Origin of the sequence: Acinetobacter qingfengensis, assembly GCF_008693185.1 — a bacterium.
In the GTDB taxonomy this organism is placed as follows: Bacteria; Pseudomonadota; Gammaproteobacteria; order Pseudomonadales; family Moraxellaceae; genus Acinetobacter; species Acinetobacter qingfengensis.
The window spans coordinates 44,286-68,060 of record NZ_VXKN01000012.1 but is presented as its reverse complement, the minus strand read 5'-3'; the positions used below and the strand labels follow the sequence as shown (position 1 = coordinate 68,060).

The following is a 23,775-nucleotide window of genomic DNA, read 5'->3' as shown; positions in this document are numbered from 1 at the left end:
GTTAACTTCATCGCCCTTCATATTATGGAGTGACTGTTGCAGGTGTCGCAACTGCTGTTTCACTATTTGTTAAAACAAAATGACCATCCACAATTTTTGGTGCCTGAGCATCCTTCCATTGAATTGCTAAACCATTTCTGTAACGTAAATCAATGGCTGCAATTTGTCCCCACACTGTGTTTAAGTCAGAACTGGCTATCTGACTTAAGCGTTGTAACTTACTCATGGTTTGATCTTGATCCACAATCACACGCATACCATTATCAAATTGCATGAACCATGTCATACGTTCTGTGAGATACAATTCTTTAAGATGAATTTTCATTGGAGCAAACATCTGATTAATATCCCGATATTTATTCATCATCATTCGTGCCTGAGATTGCGGCCCATGTAACAATGGTAATTTCGCCGTAGCTACTGGATCAACAGGTTGAAAAACCACACCATCATCACTCAACAGCCGACCTGTACCCCAACGAGCAATCGCATGGCGAGGAATCACCCGTAATACAACTGAATCCGGCCATGCCCGGGAAACAACCACCCGATCGACCCAGGATAAAGTCAGCGCACGATCACGAATTTGCTCCAAATCCGTAGTAAAATATCCACCTTGAGTTTGATCATTCACATAATTCGTCAAAATTTTGCGTTCATTGGCAGATACACCCAATACTTCAACTTTTGCTATTTTTGCCTGCACCATACGTTGATATAACACATAAGCACCAAAAATCAGCACCAGACATGCTAAAAACAACAATAACCAGCTGCCCCAGCCCAATAACTTATCCGTCAGTTGAGGTTGTTTCTCATGAATAGACGTGGTCGCAGGTTTTCGACGACGCATTGAGGCTGGAAGTTGTGCCATATTAAATAAGTCTTAATTCAGGGTTTGTTCTAAAATTGTTAAACACAGTTGATCAAAGTTAATTCCAACTGCCTGTGCTGCTTTAGGTACTAGTGAATGATCTGTCATTCCAGGTACAGTATTGACTTCCAATAACCAGAAATTTCCTTGATCATCCTGCATGGCATCAATACGCCCCCAACCTGAGGCACCCACTGCTTTAAATGCCTGCAAACATAATTCCTGTAATTGTTTTTCTTCCTGAGCATTCAGACCACAAGGAATGCCATAAGTGGTATCATTTCGGTTGTACTTGGACTCATAATCATAAAATGCAACGTCTTTAGGTGGTTCAAGCCTAATCACCGGTAAAGCCTGACCATTCAAAATAATGATGGTAAATTCACGTCCGGTAATCCATTTTTCGGCCATAACAATGGAATCATGTACCGTTGCTTTAGACAAGGCTGTAGCAAAATCTTCTATTTTCTCAACTTTGCTCATACCAATGCTGGAGCCTTCATGTACAGGCTTGATAATCACTGGTAAACCCAAATCCTGGGCAACCTGCTCAAAATCACTTTGTGGTGAAACCAAACGATATGGTGCTGTTGGTAAATGACTTCCCTGCCAAATTTGTTTGGTTTTAATTTTATCCATACCAATGGCTGAACCTTGTACACCCGTTCCAGTGTATGGCACGTTCAACCATTCGAGTACACCTTGAATCTGACCATCCTCTCCACCACGACCATGCAATACAATAAATGCACGATCATAGTCTTTTAACTCTGTAACACTACGGGTCAACGGATCAAAAGCCTCCGCATCAACACCACTACGCAATAAAGCGTTGAGTACAGCCTGTCCACTGTTTAAAGACACTTGACGTTCCGCCGATTTACCACCAAGTAAAACAGCAACTTTTCCAAATTTTTCCTGCACCTGTGTCACGGTGTTTTCCTTATTCATAAAAAGAAGAATGATTAATCATTCAAATATAATTGATGTTGGGCTAATTCTACTGAAACTGAACCAACATTACCTGCGCCTTGTGTAAGCAAAAGATCATTGGGTTGTAACAAATTCTTTAAAACTTCTGGCAATTGTCGATCTACAGGATCGACAACTATTGGCTCGACCTGACCACGCAAGCGTAAACTACGTGCCAATGTGCGGCTGTCTGCACCCACAATCGGTTTTTCTCCCGCAGCGTATACTTCCATCAGTAAAAGTACGTCAACCTTGGATAACACTTCCACAAAATCATCAAAGCAATCCCGGGTACGCGAAAAACGGTGTGGCTGAAATAACATGACCAAACGGCGATCTGGATGACTTTGTCGGGCAGCTTTTATCGTTGCTTCAACTTCTTTAGGGTGATGACCATAATCATCGACCAACTTAACATTGCCCTCACCAAGTGCATACTCACCCTGCACCTGAAACCGTCGTCCAACACCACTAAAACTTTCCAATGCACGGAAAATTGCTGCGTCAGAAACACCTTCATCCGTTGCAACACCAATGGCTGCAAGCGCATTTAATATATTATGCAATCCCGGTTGATTAATGGTTAAACGTAATGGCTCACAATCTTTACGTAATACCGTAAAGTGTGAACGCATGCCATCCTGTTCGACTTCAACGGCACGAATATCATTATCCGCATTAAAACCATACGTTAAAATCGGGCGAGCAATACGAGGAATGATCTCCCGAACATTGGCATCATCCCCACATACTACCGCTAAACCATAAAATGGTAATTTTTGTAAGAATTGTACAAAAGTGTCTTTTAAGGTATCAAAACTACCACCATAGGTATCCATGTGATCCGCATCGATATTGGTGACAATCGCTGCCATTGGCTCCAAATATAGAAAGGATGCATCTGATTCATCTGCTTCTGCCACGATATAACGACTAGCGCCCAGCGCAGCATTAACTCCTGTACGATTAAGCAAACCACCAATCACATAAGTAGGATCCAGATTTTCTTCAGCCAACATACAGGTCAGTAAACTCGTAGTGGTGGTTTTACCATGTGTACCGGCAACGGCAATGCCATGGCGATAACGCATCAATTCACCTAGCATTTCTGCACGACGCACGACAGGAATACGTTTTTCCAGTGCAGCTTTAACTTCAGGATTTTCAGGATCAATTGCCGTTGATACCACCAATACATTAGCACCCTCGATATTGCTGGCATCATGACCAATAAAAACCTGAATTCCGTTATCCTCAAGTTGTGCCGTTGTTTTAGATGCTTTAATATCCGAACCAGAAACACAATAACCCTGATTTTTAAGAACTTCGGCAATTCCACACATCCCGGCTCCACCAATACCGACAAAATGAATCTGTTTGATTCGACGCATTTCTGGAATTTTGATCAGCTGTTTTGCTTGTTTGTCGGAAATATGATTTGGTGACATAAGGATACTCTAATTTATAAAGCTTCTACTAAATCAGCAACGTGTGCTGTAGCTTGTGTTTGTGCCTGTTGACGGGCTTTAATCGCCATATCAGATAATACGTTTCTTGACATTAAAGGGATGAGCAATTCAGTCAAATGTATAGAAATTAATGTTTCCTGAGGGCAAATTTTTGCTGCTCCAACGTCTGCCAGATAATGTGCATTAGCAGTTTGGTGATCATCTACTGCACTTGGCAATGGAATAAAAATAGCAGCCAAACCTGCGGTTGCAACTTCTGTTACCGTTAAAGCACCTGCCCGGCAAATGATTAAATCCGCATCGCTGTAAGCTTGTGCCATATTTTCAATAAAAGGCACCACTTCAACTGTAAAACCATCTACTTTTTTAGCATCCCGATAACGCTGCTGCGTTGCATCCAATTGTTGTTGACCACACTGATGGTAAACCTGAATTGGCAAATTTAAAGCAGCCAGTGCCGTAGGAATACGCTCATTCAAGGCTTGTGCTCCCAACGACCCACCAACAATTAATATCTTCAAAGGTTGCTGTGCTGTTTCACGTTGCTCATAACGCCATTTTGGTGAAAGTGTTTCACAAATTTCCTGACGTACTGGATTACCCGTGGTGACCAGATTCTTCGTTTCTGGGAAAGTTTTTGGAAAAGCCTGACAAATCGTCTTGGCTATACGCGCCAGTTGTTTATTAGTAAATCCTGCCACAGCATTTTGTTCATGAATCAACACAGGAATACCAGACAAACGAGCAGCTAGTCCTCCCGGACCTGCAACATAACCACCAAATCCAACCACAGCATCAATTTTTTGTGCCTTCATAATTTGCATTGCGGCAAGCATGGCTTTTAGAATTTTAAAAGGTGCCAATAATTTACGTATAACGCCATTACCTCGCACACCCTGAATATCAATCTGATAAATCGGAATATCGTATTGCTGTAATAAACGATTTTCCATACCTGATGGTGTAGCCAACCATGACACCTGATGCCCTCTGCGTTGTAGCTCTTTTGCCACAGCCAATGCTGGAAAAACATGGCCGCCTGTACCAGCAGCCATCATCAGGATATGTCGGGAGTGTGTTGTCGTATTTGTCACAGTTTATCAAAACTAAATAGGTTTCTTATCAATGAAAATATTTTAAAGCTAAACTACCGCAACGCAAGTAAATTTTCGTTGCGAAGGATATATCTCATCATTAATTTACTAAAATTCGGAAAATATCAAAATTCAGTGCTAAAAATCAATAAACCATCGGGTTTAATACAAACATAGATCAGCACAATTTTATTTTTTATTCTATTTTGTTTAAGCTAAATCCAGAAACTTTAGATTTAATGAGGACACGACATGCTTATTATTTACGGCATTAAAAATTGTAGCACCATGAAAAAGGCATTTACTGCACTGGAACAAAAAAATTTACCCTATCAATTTCATGACTACAAAAAACAAGGCATTGGTGCTGAAAAACTTCAGTACTGGTTAACACTTGTTGATGCAAATCTATTATTAAATAAAAAAGGCACCACATGGAGAAAACTTGATGATGAACAACAAGCTTATGCGCTCGCTAATCCACAACAGTTAATCGAAACCCTCATTGCACATCCTAGTATGATCAAACGCCCAGTATTAGAGCATGCCAAGGGTTTACTGGTCGGCTTTGATGACATAGCATATCAACAACTCAGCCAGTAAATTTATCACTAAGAGCTTGTATTACAGTTACAAGCTCCTCGAAATACAAGCAGTTAATTTACACGATTCCATGTTTGATTACGACCCAAAGCAGAAATACCAATATAACCACGCACTGTTAACTTCTTACCATCAGCCGAAATTTCACTTTTCATTTTATAGCTTTTACCTGATTTGGGATCAAGAATGGTTCCGCCATCATATTTACCGGTAGAAACAGCTTTCAAATTACGTACAATGGTCACACCCTGTAAGGATTTTCCTTTTAAAGCACCAGCACAATTGGTACATGCTTTTGCAGCCTGAGGATCAAGCACTTTGACAATAGCGGCATTAAAACTACCATTTGCCTGCTGTTTAAACTGTACAATCGCTTTAGGCTTGCCTGTTTCATCGTCAATGGTTTGCCACTGACTATTATTCAATGTATCGGCAAATGCACCTGTACTGACTAGTGCCGTTGTTGCCAGAATTAAAGATAACTTTTTCATGATAATGTTTCCTTGTTCACACTTTTCCATAATACAGCACAGCCATCATAACAAATAATCCTGAAGGTATTTCCATTGAAAAATGTAAAGAAATCGATAATTTTCATGAACGATCAGTCATTTTTTATGCTGAAAATCTTGTTAGCAGACAAACATTTTTCTTCTGTTTTTGTTTTCATCCCAAAAATCAACATATAAGTCATTGGTATTGTTTCACATGGAACATTTTCTACATTTATCCATCATCTTCACCAGTGCGATCTAAATAAGATTATTTATCAAAAATAATACCTTGTTATGTAATCCCATCGACAATTGTAGGCATTTACTATATTTTTTGGCACAATAAAACCTCTTTCCCTGACATGATCAAATGATTATGGCAAAACAATTTCTACAAACATGGTTGCCTTCTCATGACAAAGTCGCCAGCTTAAAACTGATGCGTTTATTGGGTAAGCATGCATTAAATCCACTCATTTGGTACATTAACCGGCACTCGATAGCCAAAGCTGTTTTTATTGGGACCTTTTTTGGTTTATTACCTATTCCTTTTCATAGTGTATTTATTGCACTATTTGCCTGTATTTTTGAGGTCAATCTCCCTATTGGTCTAACTTTGGCTTGGCTCAGTAATCCATTAACCATTGTTCCAATTATTTATCTGGCTTTCTGGTTTGGTACAAAAATTTATCATGTAAATATGATTAATAAAGACATGATATTAGGCGTATTACACCAAATCGAACACTGGATAATGAACTTTGGGCATGGTCATATTGATTTTAGTCTGGCCAAAATTTTAATCTCTGGCTTATTTATTGAAGCCTTCATCTTTGCGGTATTATTTTATACTGTGACGTTGATTTTATGGCGATTAAGTGTGATTCGTGCATGGAATAAAAGAAATCATTCTTTTTAAATTTTATCAAATCAAATGTTTAAGTAGAAATAAACCTGCCTGATTGATTACCAATATCTTATCAGATATAAAAAAACCTTATCACAAAGATAAGGCTTTTTTATATGTTTAAAATTAACGTTTTACTTTAATGATTTGATGGTTGGCAGTTTTAACCAATACATATTCACCATTTACTTTCAACCATTGTTGGCCTTTTGCTGGTGCAGGCAGTTTATGCGCTTTGTAATCAACCTTGTAGGCTTTTTTCTGATAGGCTACTGGCACTTTAGCACCAGCTTTCCAATCTCTTGAAGGTTTAATCTGCTTTTTTTGCTGAGCCGGAGTTACCTGCTTTTGCTGCTGAGTAGATTGTTTATGTTGTTGTGGAGCTGTTTGATGTTGTTGATCTTGCTGTTGTGGTGCAGCCATTGCAGAAGTTACCGCAAATGCACTTGCCAAAGAAAAAGTAATTGCTTGTACTAAACGTTTCATTATCAATAAACCCTTTATGTCATTCTCTGATATGGTTGTATTAAACCAACTCTCCAAGGAGAGAGTTGGCATAATTTGTTTGTAAATTATTAAAACTACAAGAGAATTGTAACCAAAAATATTTACCATTAAACATTAGATAAAACTATCAACGGTCTTTATGCTTTATGACAACTTTTATTTCTAAAAAGTGGACAAATGCATTACCAGATAAAAAGACTATTCAGCAAGCAGAGATTGATTAACCTTTTGAATTAAAGTCACCTTATTACTCACGCACGACCAGTACTGGCACAGAAATTTCTCCCAAAATACTTTGGGCGACACTGCCAAGTACAAATTTTTTCAAACCTTTACGTCCATGAGAGCCAATAACCACCAAATCTGTTTGTAATTCCTTTGCGGCTTCGACAATTGCCTTATTGATTTCATTGCCTTCAATCACTTTGGTATCAACAACCAAGCCATACTCTGCAAATTTTTGTTTGGCCTCTGTCAAAATTCTTGCAACTTCTTCATGCGCTTGTTTAACCGCAGTTTCCAGCATGTCCTGAGTATTAATAAATTCCACACCAAAAAAGGGATCCAAAGAAAGTACACAAATGGCTGTAACCTTACTATCAAAGGCTTTTGCCAATTCTGCTGCTTTAGATACTGCAGCATACGAAGTTGTTGAACCATCAATTGGAACTAGAATATGTTGAAATGACATGTTGTTCTCCTTATTTCTTGTTAAAGCTAAATAGTAAATCTGTTTGATTTATTGTGAAACAAATTTGGGAAAATTGCTAATTCAAAACGACAATAAAACCATAAAAATATAATTGGATTAATGATTAAATTTTGCATAAAAAACTGCTTACTTGAACTGAGTCAAATAAGCAGCCGCTTTTATTTGCCTATACCAGAATTAATCAACAAATATGACACGAGCAATTGCTTTTTTACCGGCTTGGATAATCAAGGTTTTATTTTCATTGACTGCAAAAGAACCATCAATAACCTCGCCGTCTACTTTTACTGCGCCACGAGCAACAGCATCCTTGGCCTGAGCTGCATTTTTAGTCAATCCTGCCAATCGAAGAATTGAAGGAATAAATAATTCACCGCCATGTTCGGCACGTGAAATAGTGACGTCAGGTGTATCCTCAGGAATTTCCCCATCTACAAGACGATTACCGGCCGACTTATGTGCATTCGCTGCCGCTTCAGCATCATGGAAACGCTCAACCAATTCTAATGCTAAAATTCGCTTGATATCTTGAGGATTACGACCTTCAGCCATTTCCTTGAGCAATTGATGAATTTCATCCATAGATTTAAAACTTAATAGCTCAAAATAACGCTCAATTAGGCTGTCCGGCATGGAGAGTACTTTTTGATACATACTTCCCGGAGCATCAAAAACCCCAATATAATTACCCAAAGACTTAGACATTTTTTTCACACCGTCCAGACCTTCCAGAATAGGAACGGTAATACAAACCTGGGATTCCTGATCAAAACGACTTTGTAAGGTGCGTCCCATGAGTAAGTTAAAGGTTTGGTCTGTCCCTCCCAACTCAACATCCGCTTTTAATGCCACTGAATCATAACCTTGCACCAATGGATATAAGAATTCATGAATCGCGATCGGTTGTTCATTATGATAACGCTTGGAGAAATCATCACGCTCCAGCATACGCGCCACTGTTTGCTGACTCGCCAATTGAATTAAATCCGCTGCTGATTTTTGGCTAAACCATTCCGAATTAAATACCACTTTGGTTTTTGCAGGATCAAGAATTTTAAAGACCTGTTCCTGATAAGTTTTGGCATTTTCTTCAACCTGCTCACGGGACAATGGTGGACGGGTTGCGCTTTTACCCGATGGATCACCAATCATTGCCGTATAATCACCAATCAGAAAATGGACTTCATGGCCTAAATCCTGAAATACTTTAAGTTTATTGATTAATACGGTATGCCCTAAATGTAAATCCGGTGCTGTCGGATCAAAGCCGGCTTTAATGCGCAATGGACGATTTTGCTGCAATTTTTTTAGCAAATCTTCTTCTGAAATAATTTCATGTGTACCACGCTTAATTAACTCAAGCTGCTCTTGAGCAGGTAGAAAAGTACTCATCACAAAATCCAATACATTTATCTTTCAATTTGTGCGATATACTAACATTTTTTTCAGCAAATGCAGGCAAAGATCGGCATGACCGCAGTATATATTGGCGTAATGACAGGTACGAGTATGGATGGGTTGGATCTCGTTGCAGCTTCATTTGATCCATTACAATTACACGCCACTTTAACTTTACATTTTGAAGAAGAATTACGTGACCAGTTAATGGCACTTACCTTACCCGATGATAACGAAATTGATCGTATGGGCATTGTTCACGTTGCGCTGGGTAAAATGATTGCTCAGGGTGTTAATCAACTGATTGAAGACAATAAACTAGATCGCAGTCGTATTCGTGCCATTGGTTCACATGGCCAGACCATTCGCCATCGCCCGGAAACTGGCTTTAGTCTACAAATTGGTGATGCACATATCATTACAGAATTAACTGGAATTCCTGTTGTCTATGATTTTCGTAGCCGTGATCTGGCAGCTGGCGGACAAGGTGCACCTTTAGTACCTGCGTTCCATCAAGAACTTTTTCAGCATCCCTCTATCCATCGGGTTATTTTAAATTTGGGGGGTATTGCCAATGTCACCATGTTACCAGCTGACCATTCTGAACTGGTATATGGCTTTGATACAGGACCTGCAAATATTTTAATGGATGCATGGTGTGAACGTCATACAGGCCAGCCTTATGATGAAAATGGTGACTGGGCTGCTTATGGCCAACCCGTACGCTCCTTACTGGAACGGCTGCAAGAACATCAATTTTTTTCCAAAGAACCACCCAAAAGTACCGGACGTGAAGATTTCAATCTGGAGTGGCTTGATGATCAGATCAGTGACTGGCGCAATGATCTGGATTATGACGAATTAGAAGACACTCCCGAAAATATTCAGGCAACCCTAATGAAGCTTACGACTCGTGCCATTAAGAAAGCCATTTATCGTAGCAAGGACATTATGCCAACCGGTGAAGTTTATGTTTGTGGTGGGGGTGCCTATAATAGTCATCTATTGGAACAATTACGCTGGCGTTTACGCAAACATGAATGGAGTGTACAAACTACAGAAGTGTTGGGTTTAGCGCCTACATGGGTAGAGGCTACGGCTTTTGCTTGGCTAGCCATGCGTTTTTGTGAAGGACTATCCGGAAATTTACCTGCTGTAACTGGTGCAAAAGGCTTTAGAGTTTTAGGAACAATCACCAGTGTTTAAACCATATCTGATAAATATTTAACTTTATCAACATCTTAATCGCATAATGAGATAATGTTAGTTTTACAGCATAGATAAACTGTGCTGTAAAATATGTAATGTTATTCTATAACATTAGAAATTATTCAAATTATGAAACAATTGATTATTTTTCTCTGCCAAGGCTTTATGTTATTTATAGACACCGTCAAAGTCAGATAGTGATTAAAAATGATTCACGATGTTGCAAATTATTATGATCAATCGTATAACGATCCCCATCATATCATTGCGAGTTCAGCACCATCGGAAGATCAACACGATAACCCCTGGCTAAACGCAGCCATTTTATCTGCTCAACAGAAATCTGGTGTGGACATACAAAAATTCACCCGGGCACTTTCCAGAATTACAGCAACACGAAGTTCTGCTCGTTGTGCAAGAAGTATTCGCATTGCCCTTCAAACCGCTGGTGCAAAAATCATTAGTCACCCAATTGCAGCATCTGACTGGGGTGGTACACTAGAACAGATTGGTTATAAAGAAATTAATCCAGCGTTTGATAATCCGCAAAAAGGTGATATTTATATTATCCACCGCACAGCCAGTCATACTTATGGGCATATTGCTGGTTATTCCGGTTCACAATGGATTTCTGATTTTAGGCAAAGTAGCCACGATGTCTATCGCGATAGCAATGTAACCTATAGTTATTATCGTTTGATTTAAAAGGTTTATAGTAATTATTTAAAATCGTTTAGCCACATAATTTTTTGTATAACTGTAAGACTTTTAAGTCTTTGCTAAGAGGGACGCCAATATCTGCATGCACAGGATAATCCAATATCTGGCAAGTCAGCTGATAGCCTCGCCGCTGATAAAAAGCAATTAATTCCGGCCTTTTGGACAACACCGCCATTTCAATCCAGTTTATGGCAATTTGCTGGCGAATAAACTCTTCGGCTTTTTGTAGCATCACCTTACCAATCCCCTGATTTTGAAAATCAATATGCGTAGTTAACATACCGATACAGGCTTTATTTTCGTATTTTTCGATATGTACGCAGGCGAGTAATTGTTCACCTTGATACATTAATAAAATATAAGAATGTTCTTTTAATAAAGCCAGAATTTGTGCAGTGCTTGTACGCTTTCCTGTCACTAAACCAGCCTCATTGGTCCAACTTTGCGCAGCATCTTGAGGTCGATATGCTTGATTTACCAATTGCACAATCTCAGCACAATGCTGTGATGTCGCTAAATCTATTTTAACATCCATGTTTTTTATCACCTTAATCAATATTATTACGAAAGTCCTTAAATTTTATCTAAAAAGAGCATATTGAAAACATTAGAAATTCTTTCGTAAGAAGTTTATTCATTGATTAAAACTGGCTTCCAGTTCTTCCAATTCCAGCATCAATTCCAGCATTTTTTCTTCGTACTGTCCAAGCTCAGTTTTTAAAGCTGTTTGCTCGTTCATGAATTTCAGCAAATCATCTTTACGATTGGCATCATACAACGCGCTATCAGCTAAAGTTTGTTCCACATCTACTAGACGTGGTTGAACTTTATCAATTTTCTTTTCCAAATTTTCAATATTTTTCCGAATTGGACGGGTTAATTCCCTGCGCCGTGCTGCTTCTTTACGTTGTAGTTCCTTATCAAGCTTCTGTACTTTAGGTTGATCATTGATATTTTCTGACTGAGTGGCATTAAATGCATTGAGCTGTTGCTGACGTGCTTCCCGTAACCATTTTGCATAATCTTGTAAATCTCCTTCAAAATCCATGGTTTTGCCTGCATGAACCAATAGTAAATCATCACAGACCGAAGCAATCAATTGACGCTCATGCGAAACTAATACCACTGCACCTTCAAAATCCTGTAATGCCATAGTTAATGCGTGTCGCATATCCAAATCCAAATGGTTGGTCGGTTCATCCAGAATTAATACGTTGGGACGCTGCCAGACAATTAATGCCAAGGCTAATCTAGCCCGTTCTCCACCTGAAAAAATACCACAAGCGGTATCCATTCGCTCACCATTAAAACCAAATCCACCCAGAAATGCACGTAGGCTGGCTTCAGAAATGCTTTTATCTGCAATTCTTGCCAGTTGTAACATTGGACTTGCCTGATCATCCAAAGCATCCATCTGATGTTGTGCAAAATAACCGATTTTTAATAATTCTGATGCCTGACACTGTCCAGATAATAATGGTAAATCACCTACCAGCGTTTTGATTAAAGTTGATTTTCCTGCACCATTCATTCCAAGTAAACCCAAACGAGTATTTGGGGTAATTTGTAAATTAATATGCTCAGCAATGGTTTTATCTGCATAACCAATCTTGGCCTCATGTAAAACCAATAATGGTGAACTCATTTTTGATGGTTCACGAAAACTAAAAGTAAACGGGGTATCAATATGTGCCGGGGCTAATAATTGCATGCGTTCAAGTTGTTTAATCCGACTTTGCGCCTGACGTGCTTTGGTTGCCTTGGCTTTAAAGCGATCAATAAATTTTTGTAGATGCGCTCTGGTTTCCTGTTGTTTTTCAAATGCCTGTTGTTGTTGTGCCAGACGCTCTGCCCGCGTAGTTTCGAAGGTAGAATAATTACCCGTGTATAATGTCAACTCAGCATTTTCAATATGTAAGATATGATCAGTCACTGCATCCAGAAAATCCCGATCGTGTGAAATCAGTACCAATGTCCCCTGATAACTGTTTAGCCAGTCTTCCAACCATAGAATGGCATCTAAATCCAAATGATTGGTAGGCTCATCTAGTAACAATAAATCTGAACGGCTCATTAAAGTTCGAGCCAGATTTAAACGCATACGCCAGCCACCGGAAAAGCTCTGTACCGGTAAACGAATTTGGTGTTCCAAAAAGCCTAGACCCGCCAACAATTGTGCTGCTTTTGCAGGCGCAACATAACCATGAATTTCATCAAAACGACCATGCAATTGTGTTAATTGGTCCGTTGTAAGTTGATCACTCTGTTCGAGTTGTTGCTGAATTTTCCAATATTCTTCGTCACCACTTAATACAAAATCCAATGCGGGAATATCCAGTGCTTCCACTTCCTGCGCCATGTGAGCAACGACCCAACCTTGTGGACGATGCAATTCCCCCTCATCTGCCCCCAGTTGCCCTAGAAATGCTGCAAAAAGTGAGGATTTACCTGCACCATTTACACCAGTTAATCCTACTTTCCAGCCAGGATGAATCTGCATGCTCGCATGTTGAAATAACACTCGAGCACCTCGGCGAATGGTTAAGTTTTGCAGTTGAATCATGGCATTTCAATACAGAATAAAAGACGGCTCATTGTAAACAATTTATGCCGTTTTCTAAAATTTATCTTCAACTTCTCTAGGAGTCCAAATATTGTTCATAATCCAGATAGTCCTGAATTGTTGTCGCAGACTTACTCCAGACCAAGATAGTCGCTGTAGCCTCCATCACAACTTCATCATGCTGATTTTTGGTTATGGTTTGATAGCTCACATAGCCCTGTGCGGGTCTATGATTTGAAGGCCTGATACTCAATAACTCAATTTCTATTCGTAACCGATCATTGATTCGTGTCGGTTTCTTCCATTTCACTTCGGCATTAATTCCCAATAAACCGCCTGCAACAGGAAAACACTCTGTGCATAAGCGCATCATAATGGCTGAAGTTTGCCAGCCACTACCAGCCAGATCGTGAAATACCGGATGTTTTTCTGCCGCCAATGGATCCAGATGAAATAATTGTGGATCATATACCTGAGCAAAATTTAATAATTTTTCAGCAGTAAGAACATACTCAGAACTAAAAAAACGATCCCCTACTTGAAGATCTTCTAAAAATAGCTTTTGCATTACACTCTTCCTTAATCTTGATGGCAAAAATCATCCTTATCATGAATAGGTATATCCTAAATTTCATAAGCATTCATCAATAATTTATTTTTCCATACATAAATATGAATTATTTTATTTATTGCTCGGAAAGATTAAATCGGCAATCAAACTCGTCAAGGTTTTTTATAAATATGCCAAATTGATCAAATTTATTGTTATTTTTTAATAATTTAAGTAACAATATTGTCATATTTAACTCTTATGCTCATGTGGACTATAAGGGATGGCTTGGACAAACAGCATGCAAACCTATCAACGTAGTGCATTAGGTCAAGAGGAATTACAACAAAGAAAATTACCTCTACCGGCACGTGCTCGTACATTGTTATTACTGCTGGAATCTGCTCAACTTAATCAGCTCGATACTGGTCTTGTAAATAAAATTGCCAATCAAGAAAATTATCAAATTTTATTGCAACATGGCTTAATCGTTCCGCAACAAAGCACCGAACCTGTAAAAGTACCATCCATAAGAACACAACAATCTTTAATCAAAACTGAAAATCAAGAAGTTAAAATAGACCTAGACAAACATTTAGAACCAACCGAAAAAGCTATAGTATTAAGTCAGCAGATCAATCTACAAGTTCAAAAAACTGAACAATCGACTGCAACTTCAGCAATACAAAATATTCCGGAAATGCAGTTTTCCGAGATTCAAAAAATAATGCAAAACACTTTACAACAATACTGTGGACTCATGGCCAAACAATTGATTATTTCCATTGCCCAAGCACAGAGTATTGAAGATATTCGTCTTTATCAGAGTAAATGGCTAACGACTTTGTTTGAGAGCCGGATTAATCGTCAGGAACTTAATCAACTTTTATTTATTATTAATCAAAATCTAAAACGTCTAGAAAGTTTTGCATAAATCAAAGATGGCAATATAACCAGAGTCAATCCCTCATCATATCACCACCAATGTTCATTATTTTTTCGCTAATAAATTGTAGATAAATAAAACCACAATAGCGCCAACAACTGAAGCAATAAATCCCGCTGCCTGACTTTGTTCGTACCAGCCTAATGCTCGACCACCATAAGTTGCCAGCAGTGAACCAGCGATTCCAAGTAATGTAGTTACGATAAAACCTGCTTTATCATCTCCGGGATGAATAGCTCTCGCAATTAGACCTGCAATAAAACCAATAATAATCGCCCAAATTAATGACATCATCTTTTTATCCTCTGCTTTAATATCGTTATCCTTGACCAGATTATGAAATAAACAAAGCAACGTTAAAAAGACAATTTATGTTATTTTCTTGTGAGCCAAAATTCACAATTTAACTACAGACCATTAATCAGACCAATATAAGGTAAGTGTCGATATTTTTGTGCATAATCCAAGCCATAACCCACAATGAATCTATCTTCAACATCAAAGCCAACATAACTCACATCAATATCCACTTCACGACGTGAAGGCTTGGAAATCAATGTACACAACGTAATACTATTCGGATTACGTGTTTCTAATATCTGAATGACTTTGCTTAGAGTATTTCCTGAGTCAATAATATCTTCTACGACCAGAACGTCTTTACCACCAATCTGCCCATCTAGATCTTTTAAGATTTTGACATCTCGACCGCTAATTGTGTTATTGCTATAACTAGAAACTGTCATAAAGTCAACTTCATGCGCTTTATCCAGTAGTCGGCACAAATCTGCCATAAAAATAAATGAGCCTCTTAACAACCCGATAAGTACTAACTCTTTATTACTTTGAGCATACTTCTGGTTAATCTCAGCAGCCATTTCTGCAATACGTTGTTTAATCTCTTGTTCTGAAATCATTACTTCCAAATTGACAGTCATGGCATTACCTTTAGTAATCAAATTATGCTGTGATATTTTAGATTAAACATGCATAAGATGCATGTTTTTGCGCTCTACTCTGTCGTTTTTTTTGACGATTGATCACTTTTAAGCAATATTAAAATTGCCAAACCACCAATAAGCCAGCAGCATTTTTTTAATGTCACTGACCGCGACCACCAATTTTTACGATTTTTGATAAACTTTTTGTCCATAAACATACGTTGCGAATACATTACGATCATCACCCAAAGTCAATAAGGTGAATAATTTGTCTTCAATATTAGAGATAGTACTCTGTCGTAATTGTTGTAAACAGGTTGCATTCAAGTCCAGTACGACAAAATCAGCTTCTTTCCCAACATTAAAATTACCCAACTGATGGTCTAGATCCAAAGCATGTGCGCTACCAAGCGTTGCATGATATAAGGCTTCAAAAGCCGATAGACTGTAACCCTGTAATTGCTGAACTTTATAGGCTTCATTGGCTGTTTGTAATAAGCTAAATGAAGTTCCAGCACCAACATCTGTACCCAAACCAATTTTTACCTGTTTTTGCCAGGCTTTTTGTACCGGAAATAAGCCACTTCCCAGAAAAAGGTTTGACGTTGGGCAAAATGCAATTGCTGAGTCAGTATCATGCATACAGTTCCACTCGCTATCTTCAAGATGAACACAATGCGCAAAAACTGATTTTTTACCGGTTAAACCATAATGATGATAAACATCCAAATAACCATTTTGCTCTGGAAATAACGCTTTGACCCATTCAATTTCACTTTTATTTTCACTTAAATGTGTATGTACGTACACATCAGGAAACTCTGCCTTTAGCTGCCCCGCTTTATCTAGCTGCTCTGGTGTCGAAGTTGGAGCAAAACGTGGTGTAATTGCATATAAGGCACGACCTTTTTCATGCCATTTTTCAATTAAAGCCTTACTGTCCTGATAAGATTGTTCCGCAGTATCTGTTAATGCTTCTGGTGCATGCCGATCCATCATCACCTTACCAGCGATTAAACGCATATTGTAAGGTTGTGCAGCCTCAAATAAAGCATCTACAGATTGTGGATGCACCGTACAAAATACTAAAGCAGTTGTGGTGCCATTTTTTAATAGTTCTTCAATAAAAATTTTTGCCATACGATCTGCATGGTCTTTATTCTGATACTGGATTTCGGTTGGAAAGGTATAAGTATTTAACCATTCCAAAAGTTGTTCACCATAAGCGGCGATCATTTCTGTTTGTGGAAAATGAATATGCGTATCTAAAAAACCAGGAACAATCAATTGCTCAGGATAATGTTCCACGTGAAACTGTTCAGTTAAGTATTGTTGACCTTGCTGCCATGTACCAAACCAAATAATTTTTCCATCTTCGATTAATAGTAGTCCATCTTCAATATGACGTACTTGTCCTGAAATATCTTCTGGTTGCTGCACCAGTGTTTGGATATCTAAAAATTGCCCACGAATGGCCGTTTTTATCTTCATTACAACTTCCTGAGATAGAGGTTTTAAATACACAAGCATGTTTTGAAATGTTCAATACAATTTTGATCATAACATCTTTTTTTAAAATGTGAGGGAAGGTTTTTAATTACGAAATAGTAAATTTTAGGCATAAAAAAACGGTAACAGGGGTGTGTTACCGTATAAAACTTTAAATATCAATTTAAGTTGAAATTAAGTATACTAAATTAGTCAGAAATAACAACTTTATTTATCACCATTTTGATCAATAAATAAGCAAATCAACACATTTTCTTCATAATTACCCTAATCTATACACATATCTGATGTTAAAGCGAGTGGATTAGGCAAAATTACTGCAAGTTTCCGACAAAGATCACTCAATTGTTCTTGCTGATTTGGCATTAAAGTAATATGCCCCAGTTTACGTCCACAACGCTCAGTTTTATTATATAAATGCAAATGTGCGCCAGTTAATGCTAAAACTTCGGCACAATTGGGATGTTGGCCAATGATATTCACCATCACTGTTGGTTTTAGGGTTTCGGTTGATCCCAAAGGTAAACCAGCCACGGCACGAATGTGATTTTCAAACTGAGAACATATAGCACCCTCTATACTCCAATGACCTGAATTATGGACACGTGGTGCCATTTCATTGGCATACAATCCCTGTTCCGTGACAAATAATTCCAAGGTCAACACACCAACATAATTTAAATGATTAAGTAAGCGGGTAACATAATCTTCTGCAACAGGTTGCAATGCCTGACTATTTGGTGCTGGAATAATCGAATGCGACAAAATACCATGATGATGATGATTTTCCGCCAGATCCCAAGTTCTGATTTCACCATCTTGCCCACGCACTGCAATGATAGAAACTTCACGGGAAAATTTCACAAAACTTTCTGCAATTAAACTTTTTGCGGGCCCCAATTCTGCCCAAGCCTGTTCAATCTGGTTTTTTTCATGTAATACAAACTGCCCTTTTCCATCATAGCCGCCTGTAGCAGTTTTCAATACAATCGGTAAATCTAAATCGTTAACAGCCTGCTCTAGACTTAATAAGCTATCAACCGCACGATAGGCTGCAACTGGAATATTGAGTTCGTCAAATAGCGCTTTTTCTAATAAGCGATTTTGCGCAATCGCCAAAGCCTGACGAGGTGGATACAAGTTTTTTTTCTGGGTTAAAATATCAACATCTGTTAATGGCGTATTTTCAAATTCCAAGCTAAAAACGTCAGCACTTTCAATGAATTTATTGAGTGCATCATCACTCTTTGCAGAAATAATTTTTCCCAGAGCAGCAGATGGGCAATCTAAACTGGCTTCAAAAAAAATACATTGAATGTTCAAAGGTAAAGCCGCTTGTGCCATCATACGGCCAAGTTGACCACCACCAAAAATACCTATTGTGGTTTTTGTCATCACAACAATTCCTTAAGCCTGTCCGGGAATATTATTATTTGCAACTTTGGCAGTTTGAGCCAAACGAAATTCTGCAACATTGTGGGCAATATCAGAACGACTTAGACCAACAATCTGTGCAGCCATGATGGCAGCATTAGTTGCACCAGCAGGACCGATCGCCAATGTACCAACTGCAATTCCCGCTGGCATTTGTACAATAGACAACAATGAATCAACACCATTTAAAATCGATGATTTCACTGGCACACCAAGTACAGGTAAATCGGTTTTTGCAGCACACATTCCAGGTAAGTGTGCAGCGCCTCCTGCCCCAGCAATAATCACCTGAATACCACGTTGTCGTGCAGTTTCTGCATATTCAAATAAACGGTCGGGCGTACGGTGAGCAGACACAACTTCTGCTTCAAATGGTACACCCAGTTGTTTTAGCATATTGGCTGTATGTTCAAGCGTTTCCCAGTCCGATTGAGATCCCATAATAATTCCAACTAAAGGTTGAGCATCGGCTGTATTGACCGCATTCATTGGCATATTTCCGCTAAGTGGTAAGAATAAAAAGATGACCTAGAGCTAGGTTAACAAGAGAGAATGGAATTATAGCGTGTTTTATTTTTAAACCAAAGTCACCTCCATCTATCCGTATATTTTTAAATTCAAAAATAAAAATGAAGCGTGATAGTTTTAAATTCAAAGTCATGTGGATAACTTAAGTTTGACCAAATAATTTTGAATTTAAATTTTAAAAACTTAGCATGTGGATAAACTTGTGAAAAACCTAAGGATAACTTTTTTTAAATTTTAATCTTGGTTTTTAGACTGTGGGTAAATATTCATCCACAAATTATGCCTTCTATAAAGTGTAAAATATCCACTAAATAAACATTTGGAATATCTATCCTGTATGGCGTAATTTCATCAACTTATACTTTATATAATAAAATTTTTGGGACTGTACTAGATTAGCAATGTGCTAATCTAGTACAGTCCCTTTAAATAAATTGATTAATTAAAACCATGATACATACGATCAGGGCCGTTCCAGATTCACCTGAATAGAAGATTTTTTAGGTAAAGGAGAGACCTCATCTGCTGTATAAATTAACCAATGCAATAACTCCCGTTGTAATTTCTCAATGATCGGTTTGTATTGCTGTTGATCAATTAGGTTAATGGTTTCGTAGGGATCTTGCTGACGATCATATAATTCATGCTGTTCATACAGACGCCAGACATAAGTCCATTCACGGGTGCGAATACATTCCACTTTACCAACCAATTCTGGATTTATATGTTGTACTTTACCTTTTAAATCATAAGGAAACGGAGGGTCTTCAAGTATATCTTTTTCATTGGCATTAAAGCCACCTTCACTAAATACCGCCTGTCGATGTTCGAGTTGTGGTGAAGATAATAATGCTTTAAAACTTTTACCATAATGGCGGTGCTGGCTTTGAATACCAGCCAGATCCAGCAACGTAGGGAATACATCAATCAATTCAATTAATGCATCAGAAATTTTACCCTGCTGAATATTTTTACCAGAAATAATTAACGGTGTGCGAGTCAAACACTCATGTACACCACTTGGCCATTTTTCTACTACACCATAATCACCTAAATATTCACCATGATCAGAAAACAATACAAAGTAAGTATTTTCATCTAGTTGATGATCAAGAATCCCTTGTCTGATTTTTCCAACATGGTCATCAAAGCGAGATACCATTCCATAGTATACAGCCTTGATTTCTTTCCAGTCTGCATCACTATATTGATCCCAACCATGGGTTTGGCGTAATGCCTCTAAATATTTTGGCTGATACCCCTGACCTTGTCGTGGAGATTCGATTTTATTCCGGTCATACATGGAAAACCAAGGTTCTTCTACATCAAAAGGCGGATGTGGATCAAATAATGGCACATACAAAACCCAAGGTTTATCTTTGGGTTTACTTAGCCAATGTTGCACAGTTTCCACACAAGCAGCATCGAACGTTAGGTCTGTATTATCTTTCCGTCCATGATAAAAAGCTCTGGATAAGGGATGTTTTTTGATGGCCTGTTGCACTTCATCAGGATCTGTCTTGAATATTGTCCCTTTGAAAAAACTTCTTAAATCACCTAATGCTGGATCAGAAAAACCATGATATGTGACAGATTGTTCGGTTGCTTGGGGTTCAAAAGTATGCCCTCTCTCTCCAATATGTACGACATCATAACCATGTTCTTTAAAATCTTTTAGAAAATTCGCCTGATCGGGTTTAATTAAATTCACCAGTGTCCGATTACCATGAACATGCGGATAATGTCCGGTAATAAAAGATACTCTCGAAGGTGAACAAACGCTATGCTGGGTAAATGCTTCTGAGAATGCAATTCCTTGCTTTGCCAAGGCATCAATATGTGGTGTTTTCACCAGAGGATTTCCAAAAACGGACAGTGCATCTACTCGCAATTGATCAGCAACAATAATGACAAAATTAGGTTTCATGAATTTTCCATCATTCAAATAAATGTTCTTTGTTCCATGACTCACATGAATCATGGTGTTTCTTTGATTAAAATTTAAATACTAAAAATCTTTTCTAAAAGACAGTCCAAAATAACGTTCGTCATCTCTTGGTACATTACGAAATAGACCATAGGAAGCTGTTGCTAATCTTGCATTATAGGATTTATTCAAAACATTACGGATCAGTAAAGCTATTTTCCAATCTGATGCTGTATCATTCAAACCAATACTGGCATTCCATATACCATAGGGAGGTTGTATGGTTTGTTCATTCTGACCAATATCAAATTGTGTTTTGCTTTGCCATGAATATTGTGACGACAACTCAATGCGTCGATTATTGGCAATCGGAATATACCGACTAACTTGTGCATTCAACTTCCAGTCAGGTGAATTCGGCAGAGGTTTTCCATTGACATTCGGGCAAGCTGAATCTGCTGGCGGACATTGAAAATGATCAATACGGGCTCGAATATTTGCCACCGCCAGATTTAATCGCAAATTCGGATTAATTTGATATGTACCGTCTAATTCAATACCTTTGGTTGAGACTTCTCCGGCATTAATTAAACGGGTACTAATCCCACCACCACTGTCAACGACACGAAAATTGGCTTGATAATTCTCATATTCGGTATAGAAAGCCGCTAAATTTAATCGTAATTTATTGTTCAACCACTGTGATTTAAGACCTAATTCGTAAGAATTAGAGGTTTCAGGGTCAATAACTGGCGTATCAATATTACGCATATTAAAATAAACATTGTACGCTGGCCCTTTATAGCCACGTGAATAAGTAAAGTAAGTATTTATATTCGATGAAATATCAAATTGTACACCAGTACGCCCAGATACTCCGGTTTCTGAGGTAGAACCAGAATTGGCAACTGAACTACGAATAGAATTACGGGAAACCAGTGCTGCCGGTATTGTTGAATTCCGTTGGTGATAATAAGAAAGCTCATCCCGAGTGATCCGTAGTCCTGTAATCAAGCGCAATCTATCACTCAAATTCCAGGTGCCTTCACCAAATACTGCATAATTTGTACTTTTTGTACCAAATAATGCCAAGGCGTAATCATCAGCATAGGCTTGCGTACCAGTATCATACCAGTGTGCATAACGCTGGGTTTTTTCATCATTATTATTTTTACTAAAATATAGCCCTGCAACATAATTGACAAAACCATCTCCTAAGCTGGCGATTCGTAATTCTTGTGAAAACTGTCTGGAATCTACTTCTCCACGATCGTAAAGTAATGCAAATTGTGTGGTTGCCTGCGGCAAATAGTTATAGTTGGGAGATTGTACATTTTTCCATTGTCTTAAAGCTGTAATCGAGGAAATTTGGTGCTGATCCAAAAACCAGTCTGCACTAAGAGAAATGCCCTGATTAGTATCATTAACTGTTTCCTCACGGCTATTTACCGTACGATTCTGTTGACTGGCAACCACCGGAGCAATTGTCTGTATATAATCAGTGTTATCGCTACTCACCAAAACACCTAATGGTGCGTTACTTTCTTTGTGCACATAATCCAGAGATAAACCCAAAGTGAGATTATCACTTGGATTATATTCAAATTTACTGCGAACGCCCTGAGTTGTATAACCATTGACATTCTTACCACTATAATAGTTATACACATTCCCCTCATAATGACTAAGTAATGCATTGACATTGGCTTTTAATATACCGGGAATCAATGCCCCTGATGCCCCCAATTTGATACGTTGTTCATGATCATCCGTCAGATAAGCATCCACATAACCCGAAGGATGTTCTGTTGGATTTTTGGTAACAATACTCACGACACCCGCAGTTGAATTCTTTCCAAATAATGTTCCCTGTGGGCCACGCAAAACTTCAATACGGTCGATATCCAATAAATCCAATGTAGCCTGTCCGGGTCGGCTCAACACTACACCATCTATCACTGTAGATACTGAAGGCTCTACACCTGGTGATGTTGAAATTGTACCAATACCACGGATAAATAATGATGAATCCTTATTGGTTGAGGTCGCATTAAAATTAACTGAAGGAACTTCTTTAACAATGGCTTCCAGTGAATTTTGCTGTTTTTCATCCAGATCCCGACCACCCAAAATAGAGACTGCAACTGGCACTTTCTGTAAAGATTGTTCTCGTCTGGTGGCTGTCACTACAACGGTTTCCAGTTGTACAACATCTTTCTGATTTACCACATTTTCTGTTTCTATCGCAGATTGCTGCTGTGCATGGCCATGTTGTAAACAAAATAAAATACTGCTGCTTAATAAACTATACTTTAATCCAAACCGAAGAGATTGCTTGGTAAATTTTAGTTGAGCAATAGCTTGAGATAATATCATTAGATTTCCTTAATGTTCATAAATAAGTTTTATATAAAATAA

23 protein-coding genes are annotated in these 23,775 nt (G+C 38.3%); 5 read left to right on the top strand and 18 right to left on the bottom strand.

Features of this window, described 5'->3' with window-relative positions:
• Window positions 1–22: 22 nt before the first annotated feature.
• Genes F4V57_RS13345 through murG form a run of 4 tightly spaced genes read right to left on the bottom strand, consistent with a single transcriptional unit; the run spans window position 23 to window position 4,409 of the window.
• Window positions 23–874, bottom strand: coding sequence for a cell division protein FtsQ/DivIB (locus F4V57_RS13345; protein WP_070071082.1), 852 nt, complete (start codon window positions 872–874; stop codon window positions 23–25).
• Window positions 875–886: 12 nt separating this feature from the next.
• On the bottom strand, window positions 887–1,798 hold the full coding sequence (locus F4V57_RS13340; protein ID WP_227515728.1) for a D-alanine--D-alanine ligase: 912 nt from the start codon (window positions 1,796–1,798) through the stop codon (window positions 887–889).
• A 41-nt stretch (window positions 1,799–1,839) separates the two neighbouring features.
• Window positions 1,840–3,294, bottom strand: coding sequence for a UDP-N-acetylmuramate--L-alanine ligase (murC, locus tag F4V57_RS13335; protein ID WP_070071084.1), 1,455 nt, complete (start codon window positions 3,292–3,294; stop codon window positions 1,840–1,842).
• Window positions 3,295–3,308: 14 nt separating this feature from the next.
• Window positions 3,309–4,409 carry an undecaprenyldiphospho-muramoylpentapeptide beta-N-acetylglucosaminyltransferase gene (murG, locus tag F4V57_RS13330; protein ID WP_264754226.1) on the bottom strand — a complete coding sequence of 367 codons (1,101 nt, stop codon included), beginning with the start codon at window positions 4,407–4,409 and terminating at the stop codon, window positions 3,309–3,311.
• Between the two features lie 252 nt (window positions 4,410–4,661).
• Between murG and F4V57_RS13325 the strand changes: the two genes are divergently transcribed.
• Window positions 4,662–5,012 carry an arsenate reductase gene (locus tag F4V57_RS13325; protein WP_070071086.1) on the top strand — a complete coding sequence of 117 codons (351 nt, stop codon included), beginning with the start codon at window positions 4,662–4,664 and terminating at the stop codon, window positions 5,010–5,012.
• Window positions 5,013–5,065: 53 nt separating this feature from the next.
• Here the strand turns inward: F4V57_RS13325 and F4V57_RS13320 are convergent, their stop codons facing one another.
• Complete coding sequence (locus F4V57_RS13320; protein ID WP_070071087.1) at window positions 5,066–5,503, bottom strand: DUF2147 domain-containing protein; 438 nt, start codon at window positions 5,501–5,503, stop codon at window positions 5,066–5,068.
• 373 nt (window positions 5,504–5,876) lie between these two features.
• Between F4V57_RS13320 and F4V57_RS13315 the strand changes: the two genes are divergently transcribed.
• The gene (locus F4V57_RS13315) at window positions 5,877–6,425 is read left to right on the top strand and encodes a DUF2062 domain-containing protein (RefSeq protein WP_171257574.1); all 549 of its coding nucleotides are present in this window, start codon (window positions 5,877–5,879) and stop codon (window positions 6,423–6,425) included.
• Between the two features lie 114 nt (window positions 6,426–6,539).
• Here F4V57_RS13315 and F4V57_RS13310 read toward each other — a convergent pair whose 3' ends face one another.
• The 3 genes from F4V57_RS13310 to tyrS form a co-directional block, all read right to left on the bottom strand.
• Window positions 6,540–6,899 (bottom strand): RcnB family protein, encoded by a 360-nt coding sequence (locus F4V57_RS13310; RefSeq protein ID WP_070071089.1) that lies wholly within the window; start codon window positions 6,897–6,899, stop codon window positions 6,540–6,542.
• 268 nt (window positions 6,900–7,167) lie between these two features.
• Window positions 7,168–7,611: a universal stress protein gene (locus F4V57_RS13305; RefSeq protein ID WP_070071090.1), complete on the bottom strand. Its 444-nt coding sequence runs from the start codon at window positions 7,609–7,611 to the stop codon at window positions 7,168–7,170.
• Between the two features lie 198 nt (window positions 7,612–7,809).
• A complete protein-coding gene (tyrS, locus tag F4V57_RS13300) occupies window positions 7,810–9,024 on the bottom strand; it encodes a tyrosine--tRNA ligase (protein ID WP_070071091.1) in 1,215 nt (404 codons plus the stop codon).
• Window positions 9,025–9,102: 78 nt separating this feature from the next.
• Here tyrS and F4V57_RS13295 point away from each other — a divergent pair, with 78 nt between their 5' ends.
• Window positions 9,103–10,236 (top strand): anhydro-N-acetylmuramic acid kinase, encoded by a 1,134-nt coding sequence (locus F4V57_RS13295; RefSeq protein WP_070071092.1) that lies wholly within the window; start codon window positions 9,103–9,105, stop codon window positions 10,234–10,236.
• Window positions 10,237–10,446: 210 nt separating this feature from the next.
• Window positions 10,447–10,944: a CHAP domain-containing protein gene (locus F4V57_RS13290; RefSeq protein ID WP_227515725.1), complete on the top strand. Its 498-nt coding sequence runs from the start codon at window positions 10,447–10,449 to the stop codon at window positions 10,942–10,944.
• A gap of 28 nt (window positions 10,945–10,972) precedes the next feature.
• Here the strand turns inward: F4V57_RS13290 and F4V57_RS13285 are convergent, their stop codons facing one another.
• The 3 genes from F4V57_RS13285 to F4V57_RS13275 all read right to left on the bottom strand — a co-directional run bounded on the left by F4V57_RS13285 (window position 10,973) and on the right by F4V57_RS13275 (window position 14,090).
• Window positions 10,973–11,494, bottom strand: coding sequence for a GNAT family N-acetyltransferase (locus F4V57_RS13285; RefSeq protein ID WP_070071093.1), 522 nt, complete (start codon window positions 11,492–11,494; stop codon window positions 10,973–10,975).
• 99 nt (window positions 11,495–11,593) lie between these two features.
• Window positions 11,594–13,522, bottom strand: a complete 1,929-nt coding sequence (locus F4V57_RS13280) for an ATP-binding cassette domain-containing protein (protein WP_070071094.1) — start codon at window positions 13,520–13,522, stop codon at window positions 11,594–11,596.
• A 76-nt stretch (window positions 13,523–13,598) separates the two neighbouring features.
• Window positions 13,599–14,090: a MaoC/PaaZ C-terminal domain-containing protein gene (locus F4V57_RS13275; RefSeq protein ID WP_070071095.1), complete on the bottom strand. Its 492-nt coding sequence runs from the start codon at window positions 14,088–14,090 to the stop codon at window positions 13,599–13,601.
• A 265-nt stretch (window positions 14,091–14,355) separates the two neighbouring features.
• Here F4V57_RS13275 and F4V57_RS13270 point away from each other — a divergent pair, with 265 nt between their 5' ends.
• Complete coding sequence (locus F4V57_RS13270; protein ID WP_141729299.1) at window positions 14,356–15,006, top strand: hypothetical protein; 651 nt, start codon at window positions 14,356–14,358, stop codon at window positions 15,004–15,006.
• 57 nt (window positions 15,007–15,063) lie between these two features.
• Here the strand turns inward: F4V57_RS13270 and F4V57_RS13265 are convergent, their stop codons facing one another.
• From F4V57_RS13265 to F4V57_RS13235, 7 genes are all read right to left on the bottom strand, one after another.
• The gene (locus tag F4V57_RS13265; protein ID WP_070071097.1) at window positions 15,064–15,312 is read right to left on the bottom strand and encodes a GlsB/YeaQ/YmgE family stress response membrane protein; all 249 of its coding nucleotides are present in this window, start codon (window positions 15,310–15,312) and stop codon (window positions 15,064–15,066) included.
• Between the two features lie 113 nt (window positions 15,313–15,425).
• Entirely contained in the window at window positions 15,426–15,956 is a 531-nt protein-coding gene (gene hpt, locus F4V57_RS13260) for a hypoxanthine phosphoribosyltransferase (protein WP_070071098.1), read from the bottom strand.
• Window positions 15,957–16,142: 186 nt separating this feature from the next.
• Window positions 16,143–17,450 carry a guanine deaminase gene (gene guaD, locus F4V57_RS13255; protein WP_070071099.1) on the bottom strand — a complete coding sequence of 436 codons (1,308 nt, stop codon included), beginning with the start codon at window positions 17,448–17,450 and terminating at the stop codon, window positions 16,143–16,145.
• Window positions 17,451–17,735: 285 nt separating this feature from the next.
• The gene (locus F4V57_RS13250) at window positions 17,736–18,863 is read right to left on the bottom strand and encodes a 5-(carboxyamino)imidazole ribonucleotide synthase (protein ID WP_070071100.1); all 1,128 of its coding nucleotides are present in this window, start codon (window positions 18,861–18,863) and stop codon (window positions 17,736–17,738) included.
• A 12-nt stretch (window positions 18,864–18,875) separates the two neighbouring features.
• The gene (gene purE / locus F4V57_RS13245) at window positions 18,876–19,391 is read right to left on the bottom strand and encodes a 5-(carboxyamino)imidazole ribonucleotide mutase (RefSeq protein ID WP_070071101.1); all 516 of its coding nucleotides are present in this window, start codon (window positions 19,389–19,391) and stop codon (window positions 18,876–18,878) included.
• A gap of 502 nt (window positions 19,392–19,893) precedes the next feature.
• The gene (locus F4V57_RS13240; RefSeq protein ID WP_070071102.1) at window positions 19,894–21,357 is read right to left on the bottom strand and encodes a sulfatase-like hydrolase/transferase; all 1,464 of its coding nucleotides are present in this window, start codon (window positions 21,355–21,357) and stop codon (window positions 19,894–19,896) included.
• 81 nt (window positions 21,358–21,438) lie between these two features.
• Window positions 21,439–23,733, bottom strand: a complete 2,295-nt coding sequence (locus F4V57_RS13235; RefSeq protein WP_070071103.1) for a TonB-dependent receptor — start codon at window positions 23,731–23,733, stop codon at window positions 21,439–21,441.
• Window positions 23,734–23,775 lie beyond the last annotated feature (42 nt).

Coding starts and splice junctions, on each gene's coding strand:
- F4V57_RS13240 (WP_070071102.1), bottom strand. CDS start 21,357: ATGAAACCTAATTTTGTCATTATTGTTGCTGATCAATTGCGAGTAGAT.
- guaD (WP_070071099.1), bottom strand. CDS start 17,450: ATGAAGATAAAAACGGCCATTCGTGGGCAATTTTTAGATATCCAAACA.
- F4V57_RS13315 (WP_171257574.1), top strand. CDS start 5,877: ATGATTATGGCAAAACAATTTCTACAAACATGGTTGCCTTCTCATGAC.
- F4V57_RS13310 (WP_070071089.1), bottom strand. CDS start 6,899: ATGAAACGTTTAGTACAAGCAATTACTTTTTCTTTGGCAAGTGCATTT.
- F4V57_RS13265 (WP_070071097.1), bottom strand. CDS start 15,312: ATGATGTCATTAATTTGGGCGATTATTATTGGTTTTATTGCAGGTCTA.
- F4V57_RS13250 (WP_070071100.1), bottom strand. CDS start 18,863: ATGACAAAAACCACAATAGGTATTTTTGGTGGTGGTCAACTTGGCCGT.
- F4V57_RS13280 (WP_070071094.1), bottom strand. CDS start 13,522: ATGATTCAACTGCAAAACTTAACCATTCGCCGAGGTGCTCGAGTGTTA.
- F4V57_RS13290 (WP_227515725.1), top strand. CDS start 10,447: ATGATTCACGATGTTGCAAATTATTATGATCAATCGTATAACGATCCC.
- F4V57_RS13235 (WP_070071103.1), bottom strand. CDS start 23,733: ATGATATTATCTCAAGCTATTGCTCAACTAAAATTTACCAAGCAATCT.
- murC (WP_070071084.1), bottom strand. CDS start 3,294: ATGTCACCAAATCATATTTCCGACAAACAAGCAAAACAGCTGATCAAA.
- F4V57_RS13305 (WP_070071090.1), bottom strand. CDS start 7,611: ATGTCATTTCAACATATTCTAGTTCCAATTGATGGTTCAACAACTTCG.
- tyrS (WP_070071091.1), bottom strand. CDS start 9,024: ATGAGTACTTTTCTACCTGCTCAAGAGCAGCTTGAGTTAATTAAGCGT.
- F4V57_RS13270 (WP_141729299.1), top strand. CDS start 14,356: ATGGCTTGGACAAACAGCATGCAAACCTATCAACGTAGTGCATTAGGT.
- F4V57_RS13285 (WP_070071093.1), bottom strand. CDS start 11,494: ATGGATGTTAAAATAGATTTAGCGACATCACAGCATTGTGCTGAGATT.
- F4V57_RS13325 (WP_070071086.1), top strand. CDS start 4,662: ATGCTTATTATTTACGGCATTAAAAATTGTAGCACCATGAAAAAGGCA.
- F4V57_RS13275 (WP_070071095.1), bottom strand. CDS start 14,090: ATGCAAAAGCTATTTTTAGAAGATCTTCAAGTAGGGGATCGTTTTTTT.
- purE (WP_070071101.1), bottom strand. CDS start 19,391: ATGAATGCGGTCAATACAGCCGATGCTCAACCTTTAGTTGGAATTATT.
- hpt (WP_070071098.1), bottom strand. CDS start 15,956: ATGACTGTCAATTTGGAAGTAATGATTTCAGAACAAGAGATTAAACAA.
- F4V57_RS13295 (WP_070071092.1), top strand. CDS start 9,103: ATGACCGCAGTATATATTGGCGTAATGACAGGTACGAGTATGGATGGG.
- F4V57_RS13345 (WP_070071082.1), bottom strand. CDS start 874: ATGGCACAACTTCCAGCCTCAATGCGTCGTCGAAAACCTGCGACCACG.
- F4V57_RS13320 (WP_070071087.1), bottom strand. CDS start 5,503: ATGAAAAAGTTATCTTTAATTCTGGCAACAACGGCACTAGTCAGTACA.